Source organism: Fibrivirga algicola (genome assembly GCF_011742925.1).
Classification (GTDB): Bacteria; Bacteroidota; Bacteroidia; order Cytophagales; family Spirosomataceae; genus Fibrella; species Fibrella algicola.
The window spans coordinates 603133-620802 of record NZ_WAEL01000003.1 but is presented as its reverse complement, the minus strand read 5'-3'; the positions used below and the strand labels follow the sequence as shown (position 1 = coordinate 620802).

The following is a 17670-nucleotide window of genomic DNA, read 5'->3' as shown; positions in this document are numbered from 1 at the left end:
CCAGCCCCACTCCCAGCTTTTTTTAGTTTTCCATTTTCTTGATATCCGTACCCAGCCGTTGCAGGTAGGCGATAAGGGCCACGATCTCGCGATCCGGTTTCACCTTGATTCCTTCTTTAGCGAGGTTCGCTGCAATGCCGTCGGCTTGCTGTTTCAGCTCGTCGTTAGCTCTGGCGATGTCGACATCCTGATAGGGAACACCCACACTCTGCAGGGCAGCCAGTTTTCCGGGGGTCGATGACACATCCAGTTGCTGCGACAGCAGCCATTGGTAAGCCGGCATAATCGAACCGGGCGACATCGAGCGGGGGTTTTCCATGTGGTAGTAGTGCCACGAGTTCGGATAGCGGCCGCCTTCGCGTTGCAGGTCCGGTCCGGTCCGCTTGCTGCCCCACAGGAAGGGGTGATCATAGACATATTCGCCGGCCTTCGAGTATTCGCCATACCGTTCTGTTTCTGAGCGGAATGGCCGAACCAGCTGGCTGTGGCAGTTTACGCAGCCCTCGCGGATGTACAGGTCGCGGCCCTGTACTTCAAGCGCGGTATACGGCATGACCGAGGCGATGGTAGGTACGTTGCTTTCGACCATGAACGTAGGCACCAGTTCGATCAGCGAGCCAATCAGAATCACGATGAGCGAACCAACCAGCAGCGGCATTGGCTTGCGCTCGAACCAGCGGTGCCAGTAGGTGTCGCTGCCCGTAGGTACGTATTCTTTCTGCAGGGCCGGCGCTTCGGCTGGTTCGTCAGCCTGCAACGTACCCAGCGACATGGTTTTGAACAGATTATACCCCATCAGAATAGCGCCAATCAGGTAGATGGTGCCGCCTGTGGCCCGCATCATATGCATGGGGAGCAGGCGTAGGGTCGTTTCAAGGAAGTTGGGGTACTTCATCATGCCTTCCGGCGTAAATTCTTTCCACATCATACCCTGTGTAAAACCCGAGATATACATCGGAATGGCGTAGAACAGGATGCCTAATGTGCCGAGCCAGAAGTGCGTATTTAGCAGTTTTTTCGAGTACAGCGGCGTGTGGTACATGCGTGGGATGAGCCAGTACAGAATGGCAAACGTCAGAAAGCCGTTCCAGCCCAGGGCACCAACGTGCACGTGCGCCACAATCCAGTCGGTAAAATGGGCAATGGCATTTACGTTTTTCAGCGACAGCAGTGGGCCTTCAAACGTGGCCATACCATAGGCGGTGAGGCCCACGACCATAAACTTCAGAATGGCGTCTTCGCGCACCTTATCCCAGGCACCGCGCAGCGTCAGTAACCCGTTGATCATACCGCCCCACGACGGCGCAATGAGCATGATGGAGAACACAACGCCCAGTGACTGCGCCCAATCGGGTAGTGAGCTGTAGAGCAAGTGGTGCGGTCCGGCCCAGATGTAGATGAAAATCAGGGCCCAGAAGTGCAGAATCGACAGTTTATACGAGTACACGGGCCGGTTAGCCATTTTGGGCAGGAAGTAATACATCATGCCCAGGTACGGCGTTGTCAGGAAGAACGCCACGGCGTTGTGGCCGTACCACCACTGAACGAGCGCGTCCTGCACCCCGGCATACATCGAGTAGCTTTTCAGAAAGCTAACCGGAATGGCCATCGAGTTGACGATGTGCAGCACGGCGATAGTCACGAACGTGGCGATGTAGAACCAGATGGCTACGTACAAGTGCCGCTCGCGCCGTTTGATGATGGTGCCAAACATGTTGATGCCGAACACAACCCATACCAGCGTAATGGCAATGTCAATAGGCCACTCCAGCTCGGCGTATTCTTTCGACGTGGTTAGGCCCAGAGGCAACGTGGCTACGGCCGATAGAATGATGAGTTGCCAGCCCCAGAAGTGGATTTTGCTGAGTAAATCAGAAAACATACGGGCCTTGCAGAGCCGCTGTAACGAATAATAAACGCCCATGAAAATGGCGTTGCCCACGAAGGCAAAAATGACTGCGTTGGTATGCAGCGGCCGAATTCGGCCAAACGTGGTGTACTGGTTACCCAGGTTGGCGGCTGGAGCAAATAACTGCGTGGCAACAATGACACCCACCAGCATGCCAATGACGCCCCAGATAATGGTGGCGACGGCGAAATTGCGGACAATGGTGTTATCGTATGCAAAGCGCTCGGCTACTGGCGGCTGCCCTTTCGGCGGTTGCCCGATAGCCTCCCGGTCGGGTGATATAAGTACAGGCGGCGTAGTGGTTGTAACGGTGTTCATAGGGTAACGGAGGAAAATGTAACGGTTGGGCAAATCAGGCGGCAGGTAGTATGATGGCTGGATTGGGCCGTGAGTCGGGGGGAACGGTATGGGCCGTTTTTAGTAGCTCGCCGGGCTCACCCACCGCTGTGTAGGGGGTTGTGTCATCGAGTAGCATGCGCATTGCCGGTGTATACAGATCATCCTGCTGACCGGTACGCATCGACCAGATGAAGGCGGCCAGAAACCCCAGCGCCATAAACAGGCTAATTCCAATCATGAAGAAGATGATAGCCATATCATTGATAGTTGACAGGCCAAAATTGGGGGGCATCTACCGGGCTCCCGATGAGGTTCGTCAGTCGGGAAAGTGATAAAATTCAGTTACAGGGCGGACTGATTTTTATCAGGTATCAGCCTGAGCCGGGTCAGGTACGTGCGTGAATGTAGTCCCCACTTTTACGGCACCAATGAGCCCAATACATATGAATACCGCCACTGAATTGCAGAAAACGACTGCTGCTTTACTCACTCAAACGCCCTTACAGACCTGCCGCTCACAGCATCAGGCCTGGGCAACCAGCCTGGAACAAAGCGAAGATGAAATTGATCAACTACTGGCGTTACTGGCCGATCTGCCCAGCGACAGTTTCCGGAGCCTGAACCATCCGCTGGTTGGGTACACGCAATCGCTCAACCGCCTGAAATCCCGTATTCACAACCTGCGAGCCGACGTGGTCTGTACCGGTACAAGCTGTTCATCGTCGGCTACGACGGTGTCTTGCCCCGACCCGCATTTCGTTGAGCCGTCTACCAGTAGCACGATCATCTCGGCAGTGTCGGCCGAATATGACCGTATGAAAGAGCGCTGCCAGGCATTCCTTGGTGAACTGATGTTGCTTAACCTGATCTAGCAGACCCCCGTGCGTTACCTGGTGCAACGTACCTGCAATACTCTAAACCGGGCGGGCGGAACCGCGTTAGCTTCGGGCTTACTATAGATTTTTCGCTGAAACTGGCTTGGGTCCACCCGCCCGGTCTAGGCTACCTGCAACTGTACAATCGGTTGCCAACTACTACATGATCATTCTCCTCTTTTTTTTGGCGCACTGGTACCTGTCGGTGCTGATGCAAACGTTCTTTCTCCACCGCTACGCCGCCCATCAGATGTTTACGATGAGTAAAGGCTGGGAAAAATTCTTCTACACGCTGACCTTCGTTGGGCAGGGCTCTTCGTTTCTCAGCCCCCGCGCCTACGGTATCATGCACCGCCTGCACCACGCCCATGCCGACACCGAGAATGATCCGCACTCGCCGGAATTCTCGAAGAATCTGTTCGACATGATGTGGAAAACGCGGGTGATCTACAACGATATACTCAACGACCGCGACTCGGTACCCGCCAAATTCAAAAAAGGCGTGCCCAACTGGCAATTCATGGAATGGCTGGGCGACCGCTGGCCGGTTCGGCTGGCCTGGGGAACGGCCTATACGCTCTTCTACATCCAGTTTGCCACCTCGCCCTGGCTGTTTTTATTGCTGCCTGTTCACTTCCTGATGGGTCCTGTGCATGGCGCGATCATCAACTGGTATGCGCACCGCTACGGATACACCAACTTCAAGCTGGAAGACACCGCCAGAAATCTGCTTCCCTTCGATTTCCTGATGATGGGCGAATCGTACCACAACAACCATCACAAGTTCGGTGGCCGTCCCAACTTCGGTGGCTTCCGCTGGCACGAGTTCGACCCCGCCTACCCGTTGATTCTGTTACTCAATAAAGTGGGCATCCTGAAGCTACGCCTCGGTCGCGACGAAGCGTACATGTAAAAGCCCGTGACTACGACTCTACACGATATTGAATCGGAGGCGGATATTGCCTATTTTCTGGATCGTTTCTACGACCGTGTTCGGAACGATGCTGAGCTCGGCTACATCTTCGACGAGGTGGCGAAGGTGGACTGGCTGGCGCACCTGCCTCGTGTAGCGGCTTTCTGGTCGGGTATTCTGCTGGGGTCAGGTACGTATCAGGGCAACCCCATGCGGCCCCATTTTGAGCTGGCGCAGAAAACGCCGATCTCAGCCGACCACTTCGATCAGTGGCTGACCCTATTTACCCAAACACTGAACGAGTGCTTCGCAGGCGAACGTACCCGCGAAGCGCTGCTCAGGGCTCAGTCGATCGCCGCCGTCATGCAGAGTCGGATGTATACGGCTGGCTTGCTGCAGACATAAAGGCGAAATCACTGTCAATCGGGAACGAACGTAAACTCAGGGTAGCCGTAGAGCTCGTATTTTACGTTGCTGACAACGTCGGGGAAAAGGGGTGTAGCGGTGTTTCTGTAACAGCTGTTATAGACCAGGATGCTGCCTTTGGTAAACGGCATAAAGTCAGCCCCTCCCGTTTTAGCCGTAAATGCATACTTCTTGTTTACCCCATCTGACTGGTTATTTACGCTGATTACATACTTCTTGTTGGCCGTTAGGGCCAGCGCATCTATGCCGTTGAGGGTGAGTTTATCGGGGCTGGTTTGCTCGATTGTTTTCTGGCGTAGTACCTGTTTCGTATCGAAATCCCAGACAATCACCCGGTAGCTGCCAGGCTCCGGCATTTTGCTCCCTACTTCCGTTATTTTGCCAGCTACCGAAGCACTGAATACGATACCCAGTTCCCAGGGGCCCGACGTACGGGTGCCTGGCGTTAACGTATTCTCGGTAATGAAAGCTGTTACCGAGTTTTCACCCGGCTTTACGGTGTCTTTTTTGCTGCAACCGGTCAGGGTAGCAACGCTCATCATTAGTCCTACAATCAGTGTTTTTTTCATGGTTTGGATATAGTTGATATGTAGGTCCAATACTACTGGCTGATGAAAGTCAATTAATCAGGCACTTAGTAATCGGGCGTCTGGCTTATCCAGCGTACCTGATAGCTTTGTTTCACCCGTTCCTCATTCTGGATACAACGATACGGGCTTTGGCTACTTTTTGACCGGTGCGCTTACTGACCTTTGCATGGTCAGAATAAGACGCAACAAACCAGAAAGACAATGAACAGTGTTCCAACAATGAACCTGGGTAGCCAGGGACTCGTCGTGCCAGCCATCGGGCTTGGCTGCATGGGCATGACCCAGATTGCCGGTGCCGATATCTACGGTAAATCCGATGAAACGGAAGCCATCGCCACCATCCACCGCTCGCTCGAACTGGGCGGTAACTTCCTTGATACGGCCGATCTGTATGGTCCGCTGCACAACGAACGGCTGCTGGCCAAAGCCATCAAAGGCAACCGCGATCAGTATATTATCGCCAGCAAATTCGGTTATGAGATCGACGATGCCGGTGACCTTACGTGGCAGATCAACGGTCGGCCCGACTACGTGAAAAAGGCCATCGAGCGGTCGCTGACAAACCTCGGTACCGACTACATCGACCTGTATTACCTCCACCGGCTCGACGCCAGCACGCCTATTGAAGATACCGTTGGCGCTATGGCCGAGCTGGTGAAAGAAGGCAAGATTGGCTACGTCGGATTGTCGGAGGTATCGCTGGACACCGTGAAACGCGCGCATCAAGTTCACCCCATCACCGCCCTGCAAACTGAATATTCGCTGTTTGAGCGCAACCCCGAAGAACTGGGTACGTTGGCGGGGCTGGCCGAACTGGGTATCGGCTTCGTCGCGTATTCACCGCTGGGCCGTGGCTTCCTGTCGGGCGATATTACCAGCCCGGACGATTTCCCGGCTGATGATTTTCGGCGCAGCATTCCCAAGTTTCAGGGCGAGCAATTCCAGAAGAATCTTGACCTGGTTGCGGCGATCAAAGCGATGGCTGGCGAGAAAGGAATCACCCCGTCGCAGTTGGCGATCGCCTGGACAATCGCAAAAGGAGCGTTGCCCATTCCCGGTACCAAGCGCGTCAGGTACGTTGAGCAAAATATCGCCGCAACCAGTATCACATTGACAGCCACTGAACTGGAACGCCTGGAAGCTATTGTTCCGTTAGGTCTATCGACGGGCGACCGCTATGAATCTGTTGGCATGAGCATGGTCGATCAGTAAACGTTATGAAAAAAGAAGCCAATCACCCCTACATCATCGAGTCTGTCTCGGAGTTGCACCGCTTGATGAAACTGCCGAAACCAGCCCATCCGCTGGTGAGCGTCATTGACATGAGCGACATCGTTTGCCACATCGATGTGCCGACCCAGAGTTTTGTTTATAATTTCTATTCGATCTGCATCAAGAAAGGCTTCACCGGCAAGTTGAAATACGGACAGAATTATTACGATTTCGACGAGGGGGTGATGACCTTCTTTTCGCCGGGTCAGGTGATCTCGACCGTCACGCCCGACGATATGGCCATGTCGGGCTGGTGGCTGACGGTGCATCCCGATTTCCTGCTGAACCACGCGCTGGCGAAAGGCATTAAAGACTACGGATTCTTCTCGTACGCCGTTAACGAAGCCCTGCACGTCTCAGATAAAGAAGAGGCGATGATCAAGTCGATCATGCTGAACATCGCACAGGAGTACCACGCGCCGATCGATGGGTTCAGTCAGGATGTGATGCTATCGCATGTCGACCTGCTGCTCAACTACGCGAATCGGTTTTACAACCGCCAGTTCATCACCCGCAAACACGTCAACAACGACCTGCTGACGAGGATGGAAACGATCCTGACTGATTATTTCAATGGCGACAACGTGCAGGAGCGGGGCCTGCCAACGGTGCAGTACCTGGCCGACCAGCTATCGATTTCGCCAACGTACCTGAGCGATATGCTGCGCTCGCTGACCGGGCAAAGCACGCAGCAGCACATTCATACTAAGCTAATTGAAAAGGCAAAAGAGAGCCTGACAACTACCTCGTTATCCGTCAGCGAAATAGCCTACCGCCTCGGTTTCGAGCACCCACAATCGTTCAGCAAACTCTTCAAAAGCAAGACCAACGTCTCTCCGTTGGAGTTCAAGCACTCGTTTAATTAGTGTATTGATTGCCAGAAGAGACTTTCCTTTTCGCGTGTTGGCTTCACGCGCCGAGCCTGTCGAAGGGCACGAAGCCAACACGCGAAAAGGAACCTGTCAGCTACAGCCTGTTGCGGACTAAAGAGCCGCTTGTGTCCATGATCCGTTGATGAGGCGCAGACTGTTTAACGGATTGCTATTTTGCAGGAGCGCGGGCAGCAGGTGATCCGGGACATCCTGATAGGCGACCGGCCTGACAAACCGGTTAATCGCGGCGGTGCCTACAGACGTTGAGCGCCCATCTGTTGTGGCGGGGAACGGGCCACCGTGCTGCATGGCGTGGCACACTTCAACGCCCGTTGGGTAGCCGCCATAGATGACCCGACCCGCTTTCTGAGCCATCACGCGAAGGATGGGCAGTACCGCTGGTTCGTCGGCAGGAAGGGCGTGAACCGTGGCCGTTAGCTGACCTTCGAGCGAGGTTAAAACCTGTAGTAAATCAGCTGTATCGCTGCACAGAACCACCAGCGTTGCCGGGCCGAAAACTTCTTCGCCGAGTGCTTTATCGGCCAGAAAATCAGCCGATCGAACAACGTGGGCGGCGGGCTGTGCTTCGTAGCGGTCAGGTTCAGGATGCTGTTCTGAGACCGCCAACAGGTTGACTGCTTTGTTGCTTTGCAGGGCTGAAATGCCGTTTACATACGCGTTGTGAATGTTCCGGTTAAGCATCGTGGCCGGTACCGTATTACCCATTTGCCGGGCAAAATGGGTTAGAAATTGTTGCGCTGCCTCACTATCGACCAGCAACACCAAGCCCGGATTGGTACAGAACTGCCCCGCCCCCAACACGACTGATGCCGCCAGTTGAGCGGCGATTTTTTCGCCTTCTACTCGCACTGCCTGTTCCAGCAACACCACCGGGTTAACGGCGCTCATCTCGGCATAGACCGGAATCGGGTCTGGGCGCGAAACGGCGGCGTTGAACAGTTGCATGCCCACCTGACGGGAGCCGGTAAAACCCACGGCTTTGATCGTCGGGTGCTGCACGAACCGGATCACATCGGCATGCGCCAGATAAACCGACGAGAAAACACCGTCGGGCATGCCCGTTTTTTGCGCTGCCCGGATGATAGCCGTCGAGATCAGTTCGTTGGTGCCCGGATGCGACGAGTGCGCTTTTACCACCACCGGACAACCAGCCGCCAACGCTGACGCCGTGTCGCCACCGGCCGTTGAGAAAGCCAGCGGGAAATTACTGGCTCCGAACACAGCCACCGGCCCAATCGGAATGAACATGCGCCGGATGTCGGACTTGGGCAAGGGTGCGCGGTCGGGCTGGGCAGTTTCTATACGGGCATCGGCCCACCAGCCGTCGCGGAGCAGTTGGGCAAACAGACGCAACTGGCCGCAGGTACGTCCCCGTTCGCCGGTGATGCGAGCCAACGGCAAACCCGATTCCGCCGAACAACGCTCCAGCAAAATTTGGCCTAGGTCCATGATTTCGTCGGCAATGACGTCCAGGAAATCGGCTCGTTGGGCGTAGGGCAGTTCGCTGTAAATCGGGAATGCGGTGTCGGCGAGCGTCAGGGCCTGCTCCAGTTCGGCGCTCGTTGCCTGGTGAAACGAGCCGGGCAGCAGGTCGTTGGCCAATGTGCTGAATGCCTGAAACGAGTTCTCACCAAGCGAACTAGCTGTGGAGCCAATAAAATTCTGGCCAGTAAACGAATGCATAAGTCGGGTTGAGGTTGTGGTGAGTGAGTAAATGGTGTGGATAGTAATGTGTTGATTGTTAGGTGGTTGTATTGCTTCGCGCTGGCGTGTATTGCTGACGCATGGCCCTTCGACAGGCTCAGGGTGACAATACACATCCAGTATGTGAATGACCAACTTGAGTGAGTTGTCACCCTGAGCCTGTCGAAGGGCACGACGCGCGAAGCACAACACTAGCTCGCGAAGCAACACACTACAATTACGTTACGTCAAAACAGGTTCAATATCAGCATCTACATACGCGTGGAGTTCTTTGTTTTTAACCAGCGGACCCATGAACAGAAGCATGATCAGCAAGCCGATCAGGGCAACGGCACCAAAGCCGATGAACAGGATGTTGTACGCCGCCGTGTAGCCTAAAGTGGCCGAATAGGTTTTCAGCACAATACCCGAAAGCGACTGGAACAGTGCTCCACCCAAGCCAGTACCTACGCAAGCCAGCCCCCAGACCGACGCCGCCGCGCTTTTGGGCACCACATCGGCCGGGAATGCCAGCGAATTTGCCGTGTAGGCCGTGTAGCCAAAACCCGCCATCCCAAAAACGAACATGGCTGATAAGGGGGTAGTGATAACGAATGGGCCAATTAGCAGCGATGAACCCATGATCAGGCCGGCGATGGTCACGGCAACTTTGCGCGCGCGGGGAATAGGCACGCCCTGCTTGATGATGAACTGGGTGAAATAGCCGCCCACCAGGTTACCCACGTCGGCAATGATGAACGGGATGGTGGCGTACCAGCCAATCTGTTTCAGGTCCCAGTGGTGCACATCGACCAGGTAACGGCCAATCCAGAAAGTGACGAAATACCAAACCGGGTCCATGAAGGTTTTGGAGAGCGTGAACATGATCACGAACCGCGTTTTGAGCAATTTCAGCGGCGGAATAATCCGGGCTTTGGCTTCCTTCGCCGACTGTTCGGGCGTGTAATACGTGAACCAGAAAATGGCCAGCCACAGGTAGCCGAACACCGCCAGTATGATAAACGTAGCCTGCCAGCCGTACTGAATGCCCAGGTACGCGACCATGGGCGGCACAATGACCGCGCCCAGTGCCGATCCACTGTTGAAAATGCCGGACGCCGTTGAGCGTTCATTGGCAGGAAACCATTCGCTGGTCAGTTTGATAGCAGCCGGCCAGTTGCCCGCCTCGCCGATGCCGAGCAAAAACCGACAGACGCCAAATTGCAGGGGTGTAACGGCGAAGGCGTGGATGAGGCCGGCACTGGTCCAGAAGGCCATGCAGAGGGCGTAGCCAATGCGCGTGCCGAGCCGGTCGATGACGAAGCCCGAAAACGCGTTGGAAATCATGTAGGCCACGAAAAAAGCAGTGCCAATGTAGCCAAACGCGTCGTCGGGAATCAGCTTGCGTAAGTCGCCGTCGGCGCTTAAGTAGTTGAACGACAGTCGGTGAACGTAATTCAGTACCGTTGCCAGAAACGCCAGACCCACCATAACCCAGCGCATTTTCAGCGGCGCGGGGCTAGTCAACAAACCAATCTGATTGTCCATAAGGAGAAGCCGGTGAAGGCGATAACATCGTTGAGTTTGTCCTAAACAGCTTAGAGCGCCCGCACCGGAATCAGTTGCTCCGGTTCCTTCACCACCTGAAGCGGGTTGTGCAGCGCCCGGCCCAGACCAGTCCATTCAACCCGCATTAGATCGCCGTCCTGCAAGAGCAACTGCTGGCCAAAACTGAAGGCGTCGGCCCCGAAGAAATGGACGTGCGCCTGACCGGGTAGCCGGTGTGCTTCGTATTTAAAGTGGTGGTATTCCAGATTCTCAAGGCTATGCGCCATGTTGCTTTCGCCCGTTCGGATGGGGGCCGACCAGAGTTCCTGGCCGTCCCGATCAATGCCTACGGTACCGGTCCACTCGCTGAAATCGGCGGTGATCACCAGTTCGGGGCCAATGGCGCACTGCCGCAGTTTTGAGGGTGCCAGGTACAGGTAATTCTTCTTTTCCATCACGTGGTCCGAAAATTCGTTGCCAGTGCAGAAGCCAATGCGTCGGGGTGTTCCGGCGTCATCGATCACGTAAGCCGCCGCCACTTCGGGTTCCTCGCCGCCGTCGTTGCCATACGCAGGTACGTTCAGGGGTTGGCCGTGGGCGCGCAGAATGGAGCCGTTGCCTTTGTAAAACCATTCGGGCTGAACGCCGATGGTCCCCGCGTCGGGTGAACCGCCCTCAACCCCCCACTGGTACATCTGCATGCTGTCAGTGGGTTTTTCAACCGCCGACTGGTGCATCATTTGCCGGTTCAGGGCGCTGTTTTTATGCGTCAGCCCGGTGCCCGACACCATGCAGCCAAACGGCCCGTCGGGGTGGTCGAAGGCGGGTAGTAACTGCCAGTCGCCCGTTCTGTCATACACCGGTTGGTAGTCGACGGTCTCTTCCGATAAACGACTATGAATGAGGTTAGTAAGCGATTGGCTGGCGCGAATGGCATCGAGCGCCAGAGCGTAAATAGACGGGGTATGATTCAGGAATCGCAAAAGCGGTTCCTGAACCAGTGCTACGCGTCGTTGCTGAGTGGCCGACGACAGCTGCACTAATCGGATGGATTCCACGAAAAAAGGAGGGTTTAGGACGTTTAGGAAGGACCGGACTATTGCGTTACCCAGCCGCCGTCGACAGAGAAGCAGGAGCCCGTAACGTAGCTTGACGCCCGACTGGCCAGATAGAGTGCAATACCGCCGATCTCGTGCAGTTCACCCCAGCGCCCCATCGGAATTTTGGCAATGAACGCCTGGTACTTTTCGGGGTCGTTCAGTAGCGGCAGGTTCAGGTCGGTGGCGAAGGGACCGGGCAGAATGGCGTTGACCGTAATGCCTTCTTTCGCCAATTCCATGGCCAGCGAGCGGGTCAGTTGCAGAATGGCCCCTTTGCTGGTGGCGTAGGGCGTGCGGTCGGGAATGGCCGTCAGGGCCAGCATAGAACCGATGTTGATGATGCGGCCATACCCGTTCTGCTTCATCACCGGAATCACTTCGCGGCAGGCCAGCCACGTACCCGTTACGTTCACCTGCTGCACCTTTGTGAAGTCATCCAGCGATAAATCTTCGATGGCCCCGCGAATGTTGATGCCCGCCGAATTGACCAGAATATCGACTTTGCCAAAGTGGTCAACGGCCTGTTCAATCGTGGCTTTGACGCTCTTTTCGGCCGTTACGTCGCAGGTTGTGCTGATGCAGTTAATGCCATACAGCGACTTGAGCATCTCCTCCGACTGGCGGTTGGTGGCCTCGTCGCGGGCGGCAATAATGATGTTGGCTCCCGCCTCGGCCAGACCCTGCGCCATAGCCAGACCAAGGCCCCTGTTTCCGCCCATCACCAGCGCCGTTTGGCCGTGCAGTTTAAACTGGTCTAAAATGCTGTGTTCTACCGAAATCTGTTCCATACGAATACGTCGCGTTCAGGTTGATTAATCAAGGATGGTGAAGTGTTCGAGGCCTTCGGTTTTCAGCGTCAGACCCATGCCCGGTTTGGTATCGTCGAGCTGGAGTTTGCCGTTTTCGGCAATGGCTTCCCCGTCGAAAATGTACCAGAACATTTCGTTGCCCACTTCGATCTCCGTTTGGGGGAAATACTCGGCCATGGGACAGGCAAATGAGCTCATCACCATGTGCAGGTTGTGCATCTGCCCACCGTGCGGAATCACGTCGACGCCGTGTGTCAGCGCCATGTTGCAGATTTTCTGTGCCTCCGTAAAGCCGCCCACCCGGTTTATGTCGAACTGGAAAATGTCGAGCGCACCGGTCTGGAGCAGGTCGTGGAAACCATAGCGCGTGTACTCATGCTCCCCGCCCGACAGCGGAATGTCGGTGTACTGCCGGAGCTTGGCGAAGTTGTGAATCTCGTCGGGCAGCAGCAGCTCTTCGGCCCAGCGGAGGTTATACGGTGCCAGCGCTTTCAGTAACTGTTTGGCGTAGGACAGGTTGAACCCCATGTACGCTTCGAGCATGATGTTCACGTCATCGCCCACGGTTTCGCGCACCACGCGCACCATCTCCACGTTTTTCTTCAGGCCCTCCAGCCCGTCGGTGAGCGGGTAACCGCAACGCAGCTTCATGCCGGTGAACCCTTCGGCTTTGTAGTGGGCGGCTTCGGCCTGCAGGTCGTCGAGGTTGCGGGTATACAACCGGCTGTAGTAAGTCTCGATCGCGGGCTTTGTGCGGCCGCCCAGCAGCATGAAAACGGGTTGCCCAAAGGCGAGCCCCTTAATGTCCCAGAGGGCAATGTCGATGGCGCTGATGGCGGCAATCACGGCCCCTTTCCGGCCGTAGGCCACCGTAGACCGGTACATTTTCTCGAAGAGGTATTCGGTATTGAGCGGGTTCTCGCCGATCAGGAGCGACGTCAGTTTACTGTCGATTATCTTCTTGGTTACGTCGGGACATAAGCCCGCATTACCCAGTCCGATATGTCCCTCGTCGGTTTCGATTTCCACCACCAGCCAGCTGAAAAAGCGGAAGGCGGCCTGCGAGTCGTTCTGGAAATGGAGCGGGCTAAGGGGCGTTGCGAAGATGGTATCGCTGGTTTTTACTGGCCCCTGCCATTGGTACAGTTTGGTCCTGACGGCAATGATTTTCATAAAAAGATGTCGAATTAAACGAAGATGTCCAGGTACGCTACCTCGTCGGACGTGGGCAGAATGCCGTGCTTGAGCGAGGAATTAAAGTACAGGCTGTCACCCTCTTTGAGTTGATATTCAATTTCGCCAACCTGCATTTTCATCTGCCCGCGAATGACGTAGATAAACTCTTCGCCTTCGTGCGACAGCTCGTGCGGTTTGACTTCGCCTTTCTTGCCCACAAACAGGAACGGCTGCATTTTTTTCTCGTGATACTCAGACGCATACGGGTAAATGGAATAGCCTTTATCCGTTTGCGTCAGGCTTTCTTCGGCCTTCAGGCGGGAGGTCACAATGGCGTTTAGCCAGCCGTCGTGTTCCAGCAAATTGGAAATAGTAGTGCCCAGCGTATTGGCAATTTTAACCAGCGCCGCTACCGAAGGAACCGTCTTATTATTCTCAATCTTCGAGATCATACTTTTCGACAAGTCACTCGCATCCGCGATTTCCTGAAGTGTCCGATTCTGGTTGATCCTGAGGATTTTAATACGATCGCCGAGATTTAGTTTGGTGGTGGCCGTGTCTGTTGTAATCATCTTCCCTGTTTACTTTGATTCAATAGTGTTGAACGAAAGTAACTAAAATTTGAGAGACGATTTTTGGCCAAATCGCCGGGTGAATTGATCTTAATGCGCTTTTTATTTCCAGGTGACTTTCAGCAGCGATACGCCCTGCCGGGGTAAGGCAAAGCTCAGGGTGGCCTCTCCGTTGGTGACACGTACCTGTTCGGGCGCGGCCATCATCTGTAGCTGACCGGCTTTCTCCAGTTCCGTGATTTGGCTGGCCGTAGGGGCCTTGGGTGATCCCATCTTTTTCCAGACTTCATACGAATTGCTGAATTTCTGGTCGATGCGGTAGTGCTGCACCGTGGCCGTTTTGGCAGGAATGCCTTTCAGGGCTACCGAAACGGGGGCGTCGGGCGCAGGTACGTTGTCGTCGTGGTAATTCCAGACCATCACCGCCGCCGACTTGGTATCTTTGCTGGCCAGCGCGTTGATATCGGGTTCGGCGCGTACGCTTTCGTCCCGAACGCGGGCGTAATCGTAGGCCAGACCACTCTTCACCTCGACCCGATCACCGGGCATCATTCCGAACATGCGGAATACGTTTAGTACTGGTTTGTCGACGCCGTTGGTAGCCAGGTCGCGGAAACCACGGAACCAGGGCTGGTTTTCAAACTCGAACGCCCAGGTAACGGCCCCCGCCAGATTAACGCCCCGCGACTGGGCCAGGTCATATTTCCGGGCAAACGAAGCGGCCGTATAGCTCGAATACATGGTGCCATTGCGGTAGGCGTTCTGCGGGCTGAAATCTTCGGAACAGGCCGCACATCCTTCCGGGTCCGACTCGCCGATGATGATCGGCAGGTTTTTCAGGCTTGGGTATGATGCTACCACGCTGAACCCCTGATCGATGTCGCGGAGCTGCGTGCCCATGTTCATCTGCACGTGGCCGTCAACCAGTTTAGGTGCCCCTTTGGCGTGGAAGGTGATGAAGTCGAGCGGCGCACCGGTTTTGCCGGTTACTGCGTTCTTGCCGTTCACGATATGCTCCATAAAGGCTTTAAAGAACGTAAAGGCGCCTTTGTTGCCGGGGCCGGTCACCTCGGGGCCACCTACTTTGGCCGTTGGGAGTGCGCGTTTTACGGCGTCGGCGGTGTAGTCATACAGCTTGATGTACTCTTCAGTGGTGCCTTTCCAGTAGCTAATGTTCGGCTCGTTCCATAGCTCCCAGTACCAGCTTTCTACTTCTTTCTGGCCATACTTGGCCACCGAGTGTTTCACCCACTGATACACCAGTTCGCTCCACTTGTTGTAGTCTTTGGGCGGGTAGGCCCAGCCCAGGTAAATGTCGTTGTAGTTATCGCCGGGCTTCCAGTGGTGGCGGTACGGTTGCGGGTTTGTCGAGAGGGCTTCGGGCATGAAGCCGATCTGGGCAATGGGTTTCATGCCGCGCTCGATGAACGTATCGAAAATCTTGTCGACAATAGTCCAGTTGTAGATAGGGTTGCCTTTGGCGTCTTCCGTGTAGGCGTTGGTCGATCCCCATTTTAGGGCTGCTTCGCCGTCGCCGGTCACCAGCAGACTATGCACCCGCACGTTGACCGGCACTTTGCTTAGTTTGGAAATTTCTGTCAGCAGTTTTTTGCCGTCCTTCATGTAGGTGTAGTTCGGCTCGTCGTAGCCAAACCACGCCCATATTGGTTTTAGCGGCCCTTTGCTTTTCGCCAGATCAACCTCAATCTGTACGGGTTTATCGGGTGCGGGCTGCGCCAGGCAATCGGTGGTGGGCAGGAGGCTGAACGTACCCAGGCTGAGTGCCGTAAGTGTCGACCAGATGTTGTTTTTACGTTGATTCATAAAACGGTTAATAGACTAGAAAGTGGAATGAGGAAGCTGGAAAAAAACAGGGTTCAACACAGAGTGATCCGTCGTTACGGCACAGAGGACACAGAGTTAAGTTTTCAATCAATTAATAAATCATACTCAATACGAACTCTGTGTCCCCTGTTTCTCTTTGTTAAGACTTATTTTTTCGGAAATTAATTATATCCCGGATTTTGCTTGAGCGACGTGTTGCGGCTCAATTGAAGGGCCGGAACGGGGAAAAGTAAATGTTTATCGGCAGCGGCTGTAATGCCCAGCTGTTTGGCGTTGGTAATCAGCCGGTCGTGGCGAAGTAGATCCCAGCGGTAATGGCCTTCGCCAATGAATTCCTGCGAATATTCGGCCAGTACGGCATCGCGGAACTGCGCCTGTGTGAGTCCGGTCAGGTCAGGGTAAATGCTGGCTGGCTGCGCGTTGGCAGTGCCCACAGCCCTGGCCCGGCGGCGCACTTTGTTGATCGCTTCGTAGGCATCGGCCGTTGGTCCGCCTACTTCATTGGTGGCTTCGGCGTAGGTGAGCAGCACATCCGAATAACGAATCAACGGGTAATCAACGCCTTCGCGCAGAATGCCGGTTGAGAAGTCGACCCGGTTGAACTTGGTCAGGAAAGGGGCATACATTTTCACCGTGTCGCGCACCAGATCCTTGATGCCATTTTTGTAATAATAAGGCATCTTGTCGCGTACCGACCACCACTTCCGGTATGTATTCGGGGTGTTGTTGAATACGTCTTTACGTACCTGGAAAATGACCAGATCTTTCAGCAAATGAAACTGGATGCTGGTGCCATTGGGCAGCGACATGGCCGGTGGCCCAAAGAGATAAATCATCCGTGTCTGGTACAGTTGCGAGGTGCTGTTGGCATTGCCGCCATGCTGAATAGAGAAAATCATCTCCTTTCCATTCCGAAAGTCTGGGTTGACGATATTCTCATAGTCGGCCATCAAATCAAATGCTTTGGAGTCGATCACCTTTTTGGCTTCAGTGGCCGCTTTAGCCCATTGGCGCTGTTGCAGATACACCTTTGCCAACAGGGCCGTAGCCCCCAGCGACGTGGCTTTGCCGGCCGTGTGATCGGCTTCGCTGTAGGGGCTCAGCTCGGTAGCAGCTGTTTCCAGATCCTTAACAATCAATGCATATACTTCGTCGGCCGTGTTGCGGGGCTTCGTTACTTCGCTCAGGTCGGTTGTGCCCTGCGTCTGCAACGGAACGCCACCAAACAGGCGGACGAGGTTGAAATAAAACAGCGCGCGCAGAAACCGGGCTTCGCCGTCGAGTTTGGCTTTATTCGAAATACTTGATGCCGCCAGTTTGTCAATCAGCACGTTCGACCGGTTGATGGCGGCATAGAAGAAATCCCAGGCCGTTGATAGTTCGAGCGCGTCAGAGTTCCACGAAAACGTGTTGAAATCGTTGGTTACGCCCGAGCGGTCGCCCGAGCCGTTGGCCGAACCACCCCCGATCAACGTACCTGCGGTCACGTCGCCGAGCGTTACCCACTGACCATCGCGGTAGGTATCGTCCCAGAGGCGGGTATACACGCCGTTCAGGGCCAGTTGCGCCTGATCGCTGGTTTTGTAGAAGGCATCGACGGCCACCTGGCTGAACACTTTTTCGTCCAGAATGTCTTTGCAGCCAATGCTGCCGGCCAGGACGAACGCCACACAACCAGTGGCGATTGCTTTGTTGAGTTTAGTGATCATAAATAGGAAAA

At 54.9% G+C, this 17670-nt stretch carries 16 protein-coding genes; 5 read left to right on the top strand and 11 right to left on the bottom strand.

Annotated elements, in window-relative coordinates; genetic code table 11:
• Window positions 1–22: 22 nt before the first annotated feature.
• Both ccoN and ccoS read right to left on the bottom strand, forming a co-directional pair.
• Complete coding sequence (ccoN, locus tag F7231_RS11000; protein ID WP_166691916.1) at window positions 23–2227, bottom strand: cytochrome-c oxidase, cbb3-type subunit I; 2205 nt, start codon at window positions 2225–2227, stop codon at window positions 23–25.
• 34 nt (window positions 2228–2261) lie between these two features.
• Window positions 2262–2504, bottom strand: a complete 243-nt coding sequence (gene ccoS / locus F7231_RS10995; protein ID WP_085411089.1) for a cbb3-type cytochrome oxidase assembly protein CcoS — start codon at window positions 2502–2504, stop codon at window positions 2262–2264.
• Window positions 2505–2691: 187 nt separating this feature from the next.
• Between ccoS and F7231_RS10990 the strand changes: the two genes are divergently transcribed.
• The 3 genes from F7231_RS10990 (at window position 2692) to F7231_RS10980 (ending at window position 4441) form a co-directional block, all read left to right on the top strand.
• A complete protein-coding gene (locus F7231_RS10990; RefSeq protein ID WP_166691915.1) occupies window positions 2692–3120 on the top strand; it encodes a hypothetical protein in 429 nt (142 codons plus the stop codon).
• Between the two features lie 166 nt (window positions 3121–3286).
• Window positions 3287–4036, top strand: a complete 750-nt coding sequence (locus F7231_RS10985; RefSeq protein WP_166691914.1) for an acyl-CoA desaturase — start codon at window positions 3287–3289, stop codon at window positions 4034–4036.
• A 6-nt stretch (window positions 4037–4042) separates the two neighbouring features.
• The gene (locus F7231_RS10980) at window positions 4043–4441 is read left to right on the top strand and encodes a group III truncated hemoglobin (protein WP_166691913.1); all 399 of its coding nucleotides are present in this window, start codon (window positions 4043–4045) and stop codon (window positions 4439–4441) included.
• 14 nt (window positions 4442–4455) lie between these two features.
• Here F7231_RS10980 and F7231_RS10975 read toward each other — a convergent pair whose 3' ends face one another.
• Window positions 4456–5031, bottom strand: coding sequence for a DUF4082 domain-containing protein (locus F7231_RS10975; protein ID WP_166691912.1), 576 nt, complete (start codon window positions 5029–5031; stop codon window positions 4456–4458).
• A gap of 222 nt (window positions 5032–5253) precedes the next feature.
• On the opposite strand from F7231_RS10975, the gene F7231_RS10970 reads away from it, so the two are divergent.
• Together F7231_RS10970 and F7231_RS10965 are read left to right on the top strand one after the other, a co-directional pair.
• Window positions 5254–6264 carry an aldo/keto reductase gene (locus F7231_RS10970; RefSeq protein ID WP_166691911.1) on the top strand — a complete coding sequence of 337 codons (1011 nt, stop codon included), beginning with the start codon at window positions 5254–5256 and terminating at the stop codon, window positions 6262–6264.
• A 5-nt stretch (window positions 6265–6269) separates the two neighbouring features.
• Window positions 6270–7190: a helix-turn-helix domain-containing protein gene (locus tag F7231_RS10965; RefSeq protein WP_166691910.1), complete on the top strand. Its 921-nt coding sequence runs from the start codon at window positions 6270–6272 to the stop codon at window positions 7188–7190.
• A gap of 117 nt (window positions 7191–7307) precedes the next feature.
• On the opposite strand, the gene F7231_RS10960 is transcribed toward F7231_RS10965, so the two are convergent.
• The 8 genes from F7231_RS10960 to F7231_RS10925 form a co-directional block, all read right to left on the bottom strand.
• Window positions 7308–8900: an aldehyde dehydrogenase (NADP(+)) gene (locus tag F7231_RS10960; RefSeq protein ID WP_166691909.1), complete on the bottom strand. Its 1593-nt coding sequence runs from the start codon at window positions 8898–8900 to the stop codon at window positions 7308–7310.
• 243 nt (window positions 8901–9143) lie between these two features.
• On the bottom strand, window positions 9144–10448 hold the full coding sequence (locus F7231_RS10955; protein ID WP_166691908.1) for an MFS transporter: 1305 nt from the start codon (window positions 10446–10448) through the stop codon (window positions 9144–9146).
• Between the two features lie 50 nt (window positions 10449–10498).
• Window positions 10499–11506: an AraD1 family protein gene (araD1, locus tag F7231_RS10950; protein ID WP_310589305.1), complete on the bottom strand. Its 1008-nt coding sequence runs from the start codon at window positions 11504–11506 to the stop codon at window positions 10499–10501.
• 38 nt (window positions 11507–11544) lie between these two features.
• On the bottom strand, window positions 11545–12336 hold the full coding sequence (locus tag F7231_RS10945) for an SDR family NAD(P)-dependent oxidoreductase (RefSeq protein WP_085411080.1): 792 nt from the start codon (window positions 12334–12336) through the stop codon (window positions 11545–11547).
• A 24-nt stretch (window positions 12337–12360) separates the two neighbouring features.
• Window positions 12361–13530 carry an enolase C-terminal domain-like protein gene (locus F7231_RS10940; RefSeq protein ID WP_085411079.1) on the bottom strand — a complete coding sequence of 390 codons (1170 nt, stop codon included), beginning with the start codon at window positions 13528–13530 and terminating at the stop codon, window positions 12361–12363.
• A gap of 14 nt (window positions 13531–13544) precedes the next feature.
• Complete coding sequence (locus tag F7231_RS10935) at window positions 13545–14105, bottom strand: helix-turn-helix domain-containing protein (protein ID WP_085411078.1); 561 nt, start codon at window positions 14103–14105, stop codon at window positions 13545–13547.
• A 102-nt stretch (window positions 14106–14207) separates the two neighbouring features.
• On the bottom strand, window positions 14208–15929 hold the full coding sequence (locus F7231_RS10930; RefSeq protein WP_166691907.1) for a GH39 family glycosyl hydrolase: 1722 nt from the start codon (window positions 15927–15929) through the stop codon (window positions 14208–14210).
• A 182-nt stretch (window positions 15930–16111) separates the two neighbouring features.
• Entirely contained in the window at window positions 16112–17659 is a 1548-nt protein-coding gene (locus F7231_RS10925; protein ID WP_085411076.1) for a RagB/SusD family nutrient uptake outer membrane protein, read from the bottom strand.
• Window positions 17660–17670 lie beyond the last annotated feature (11 nt).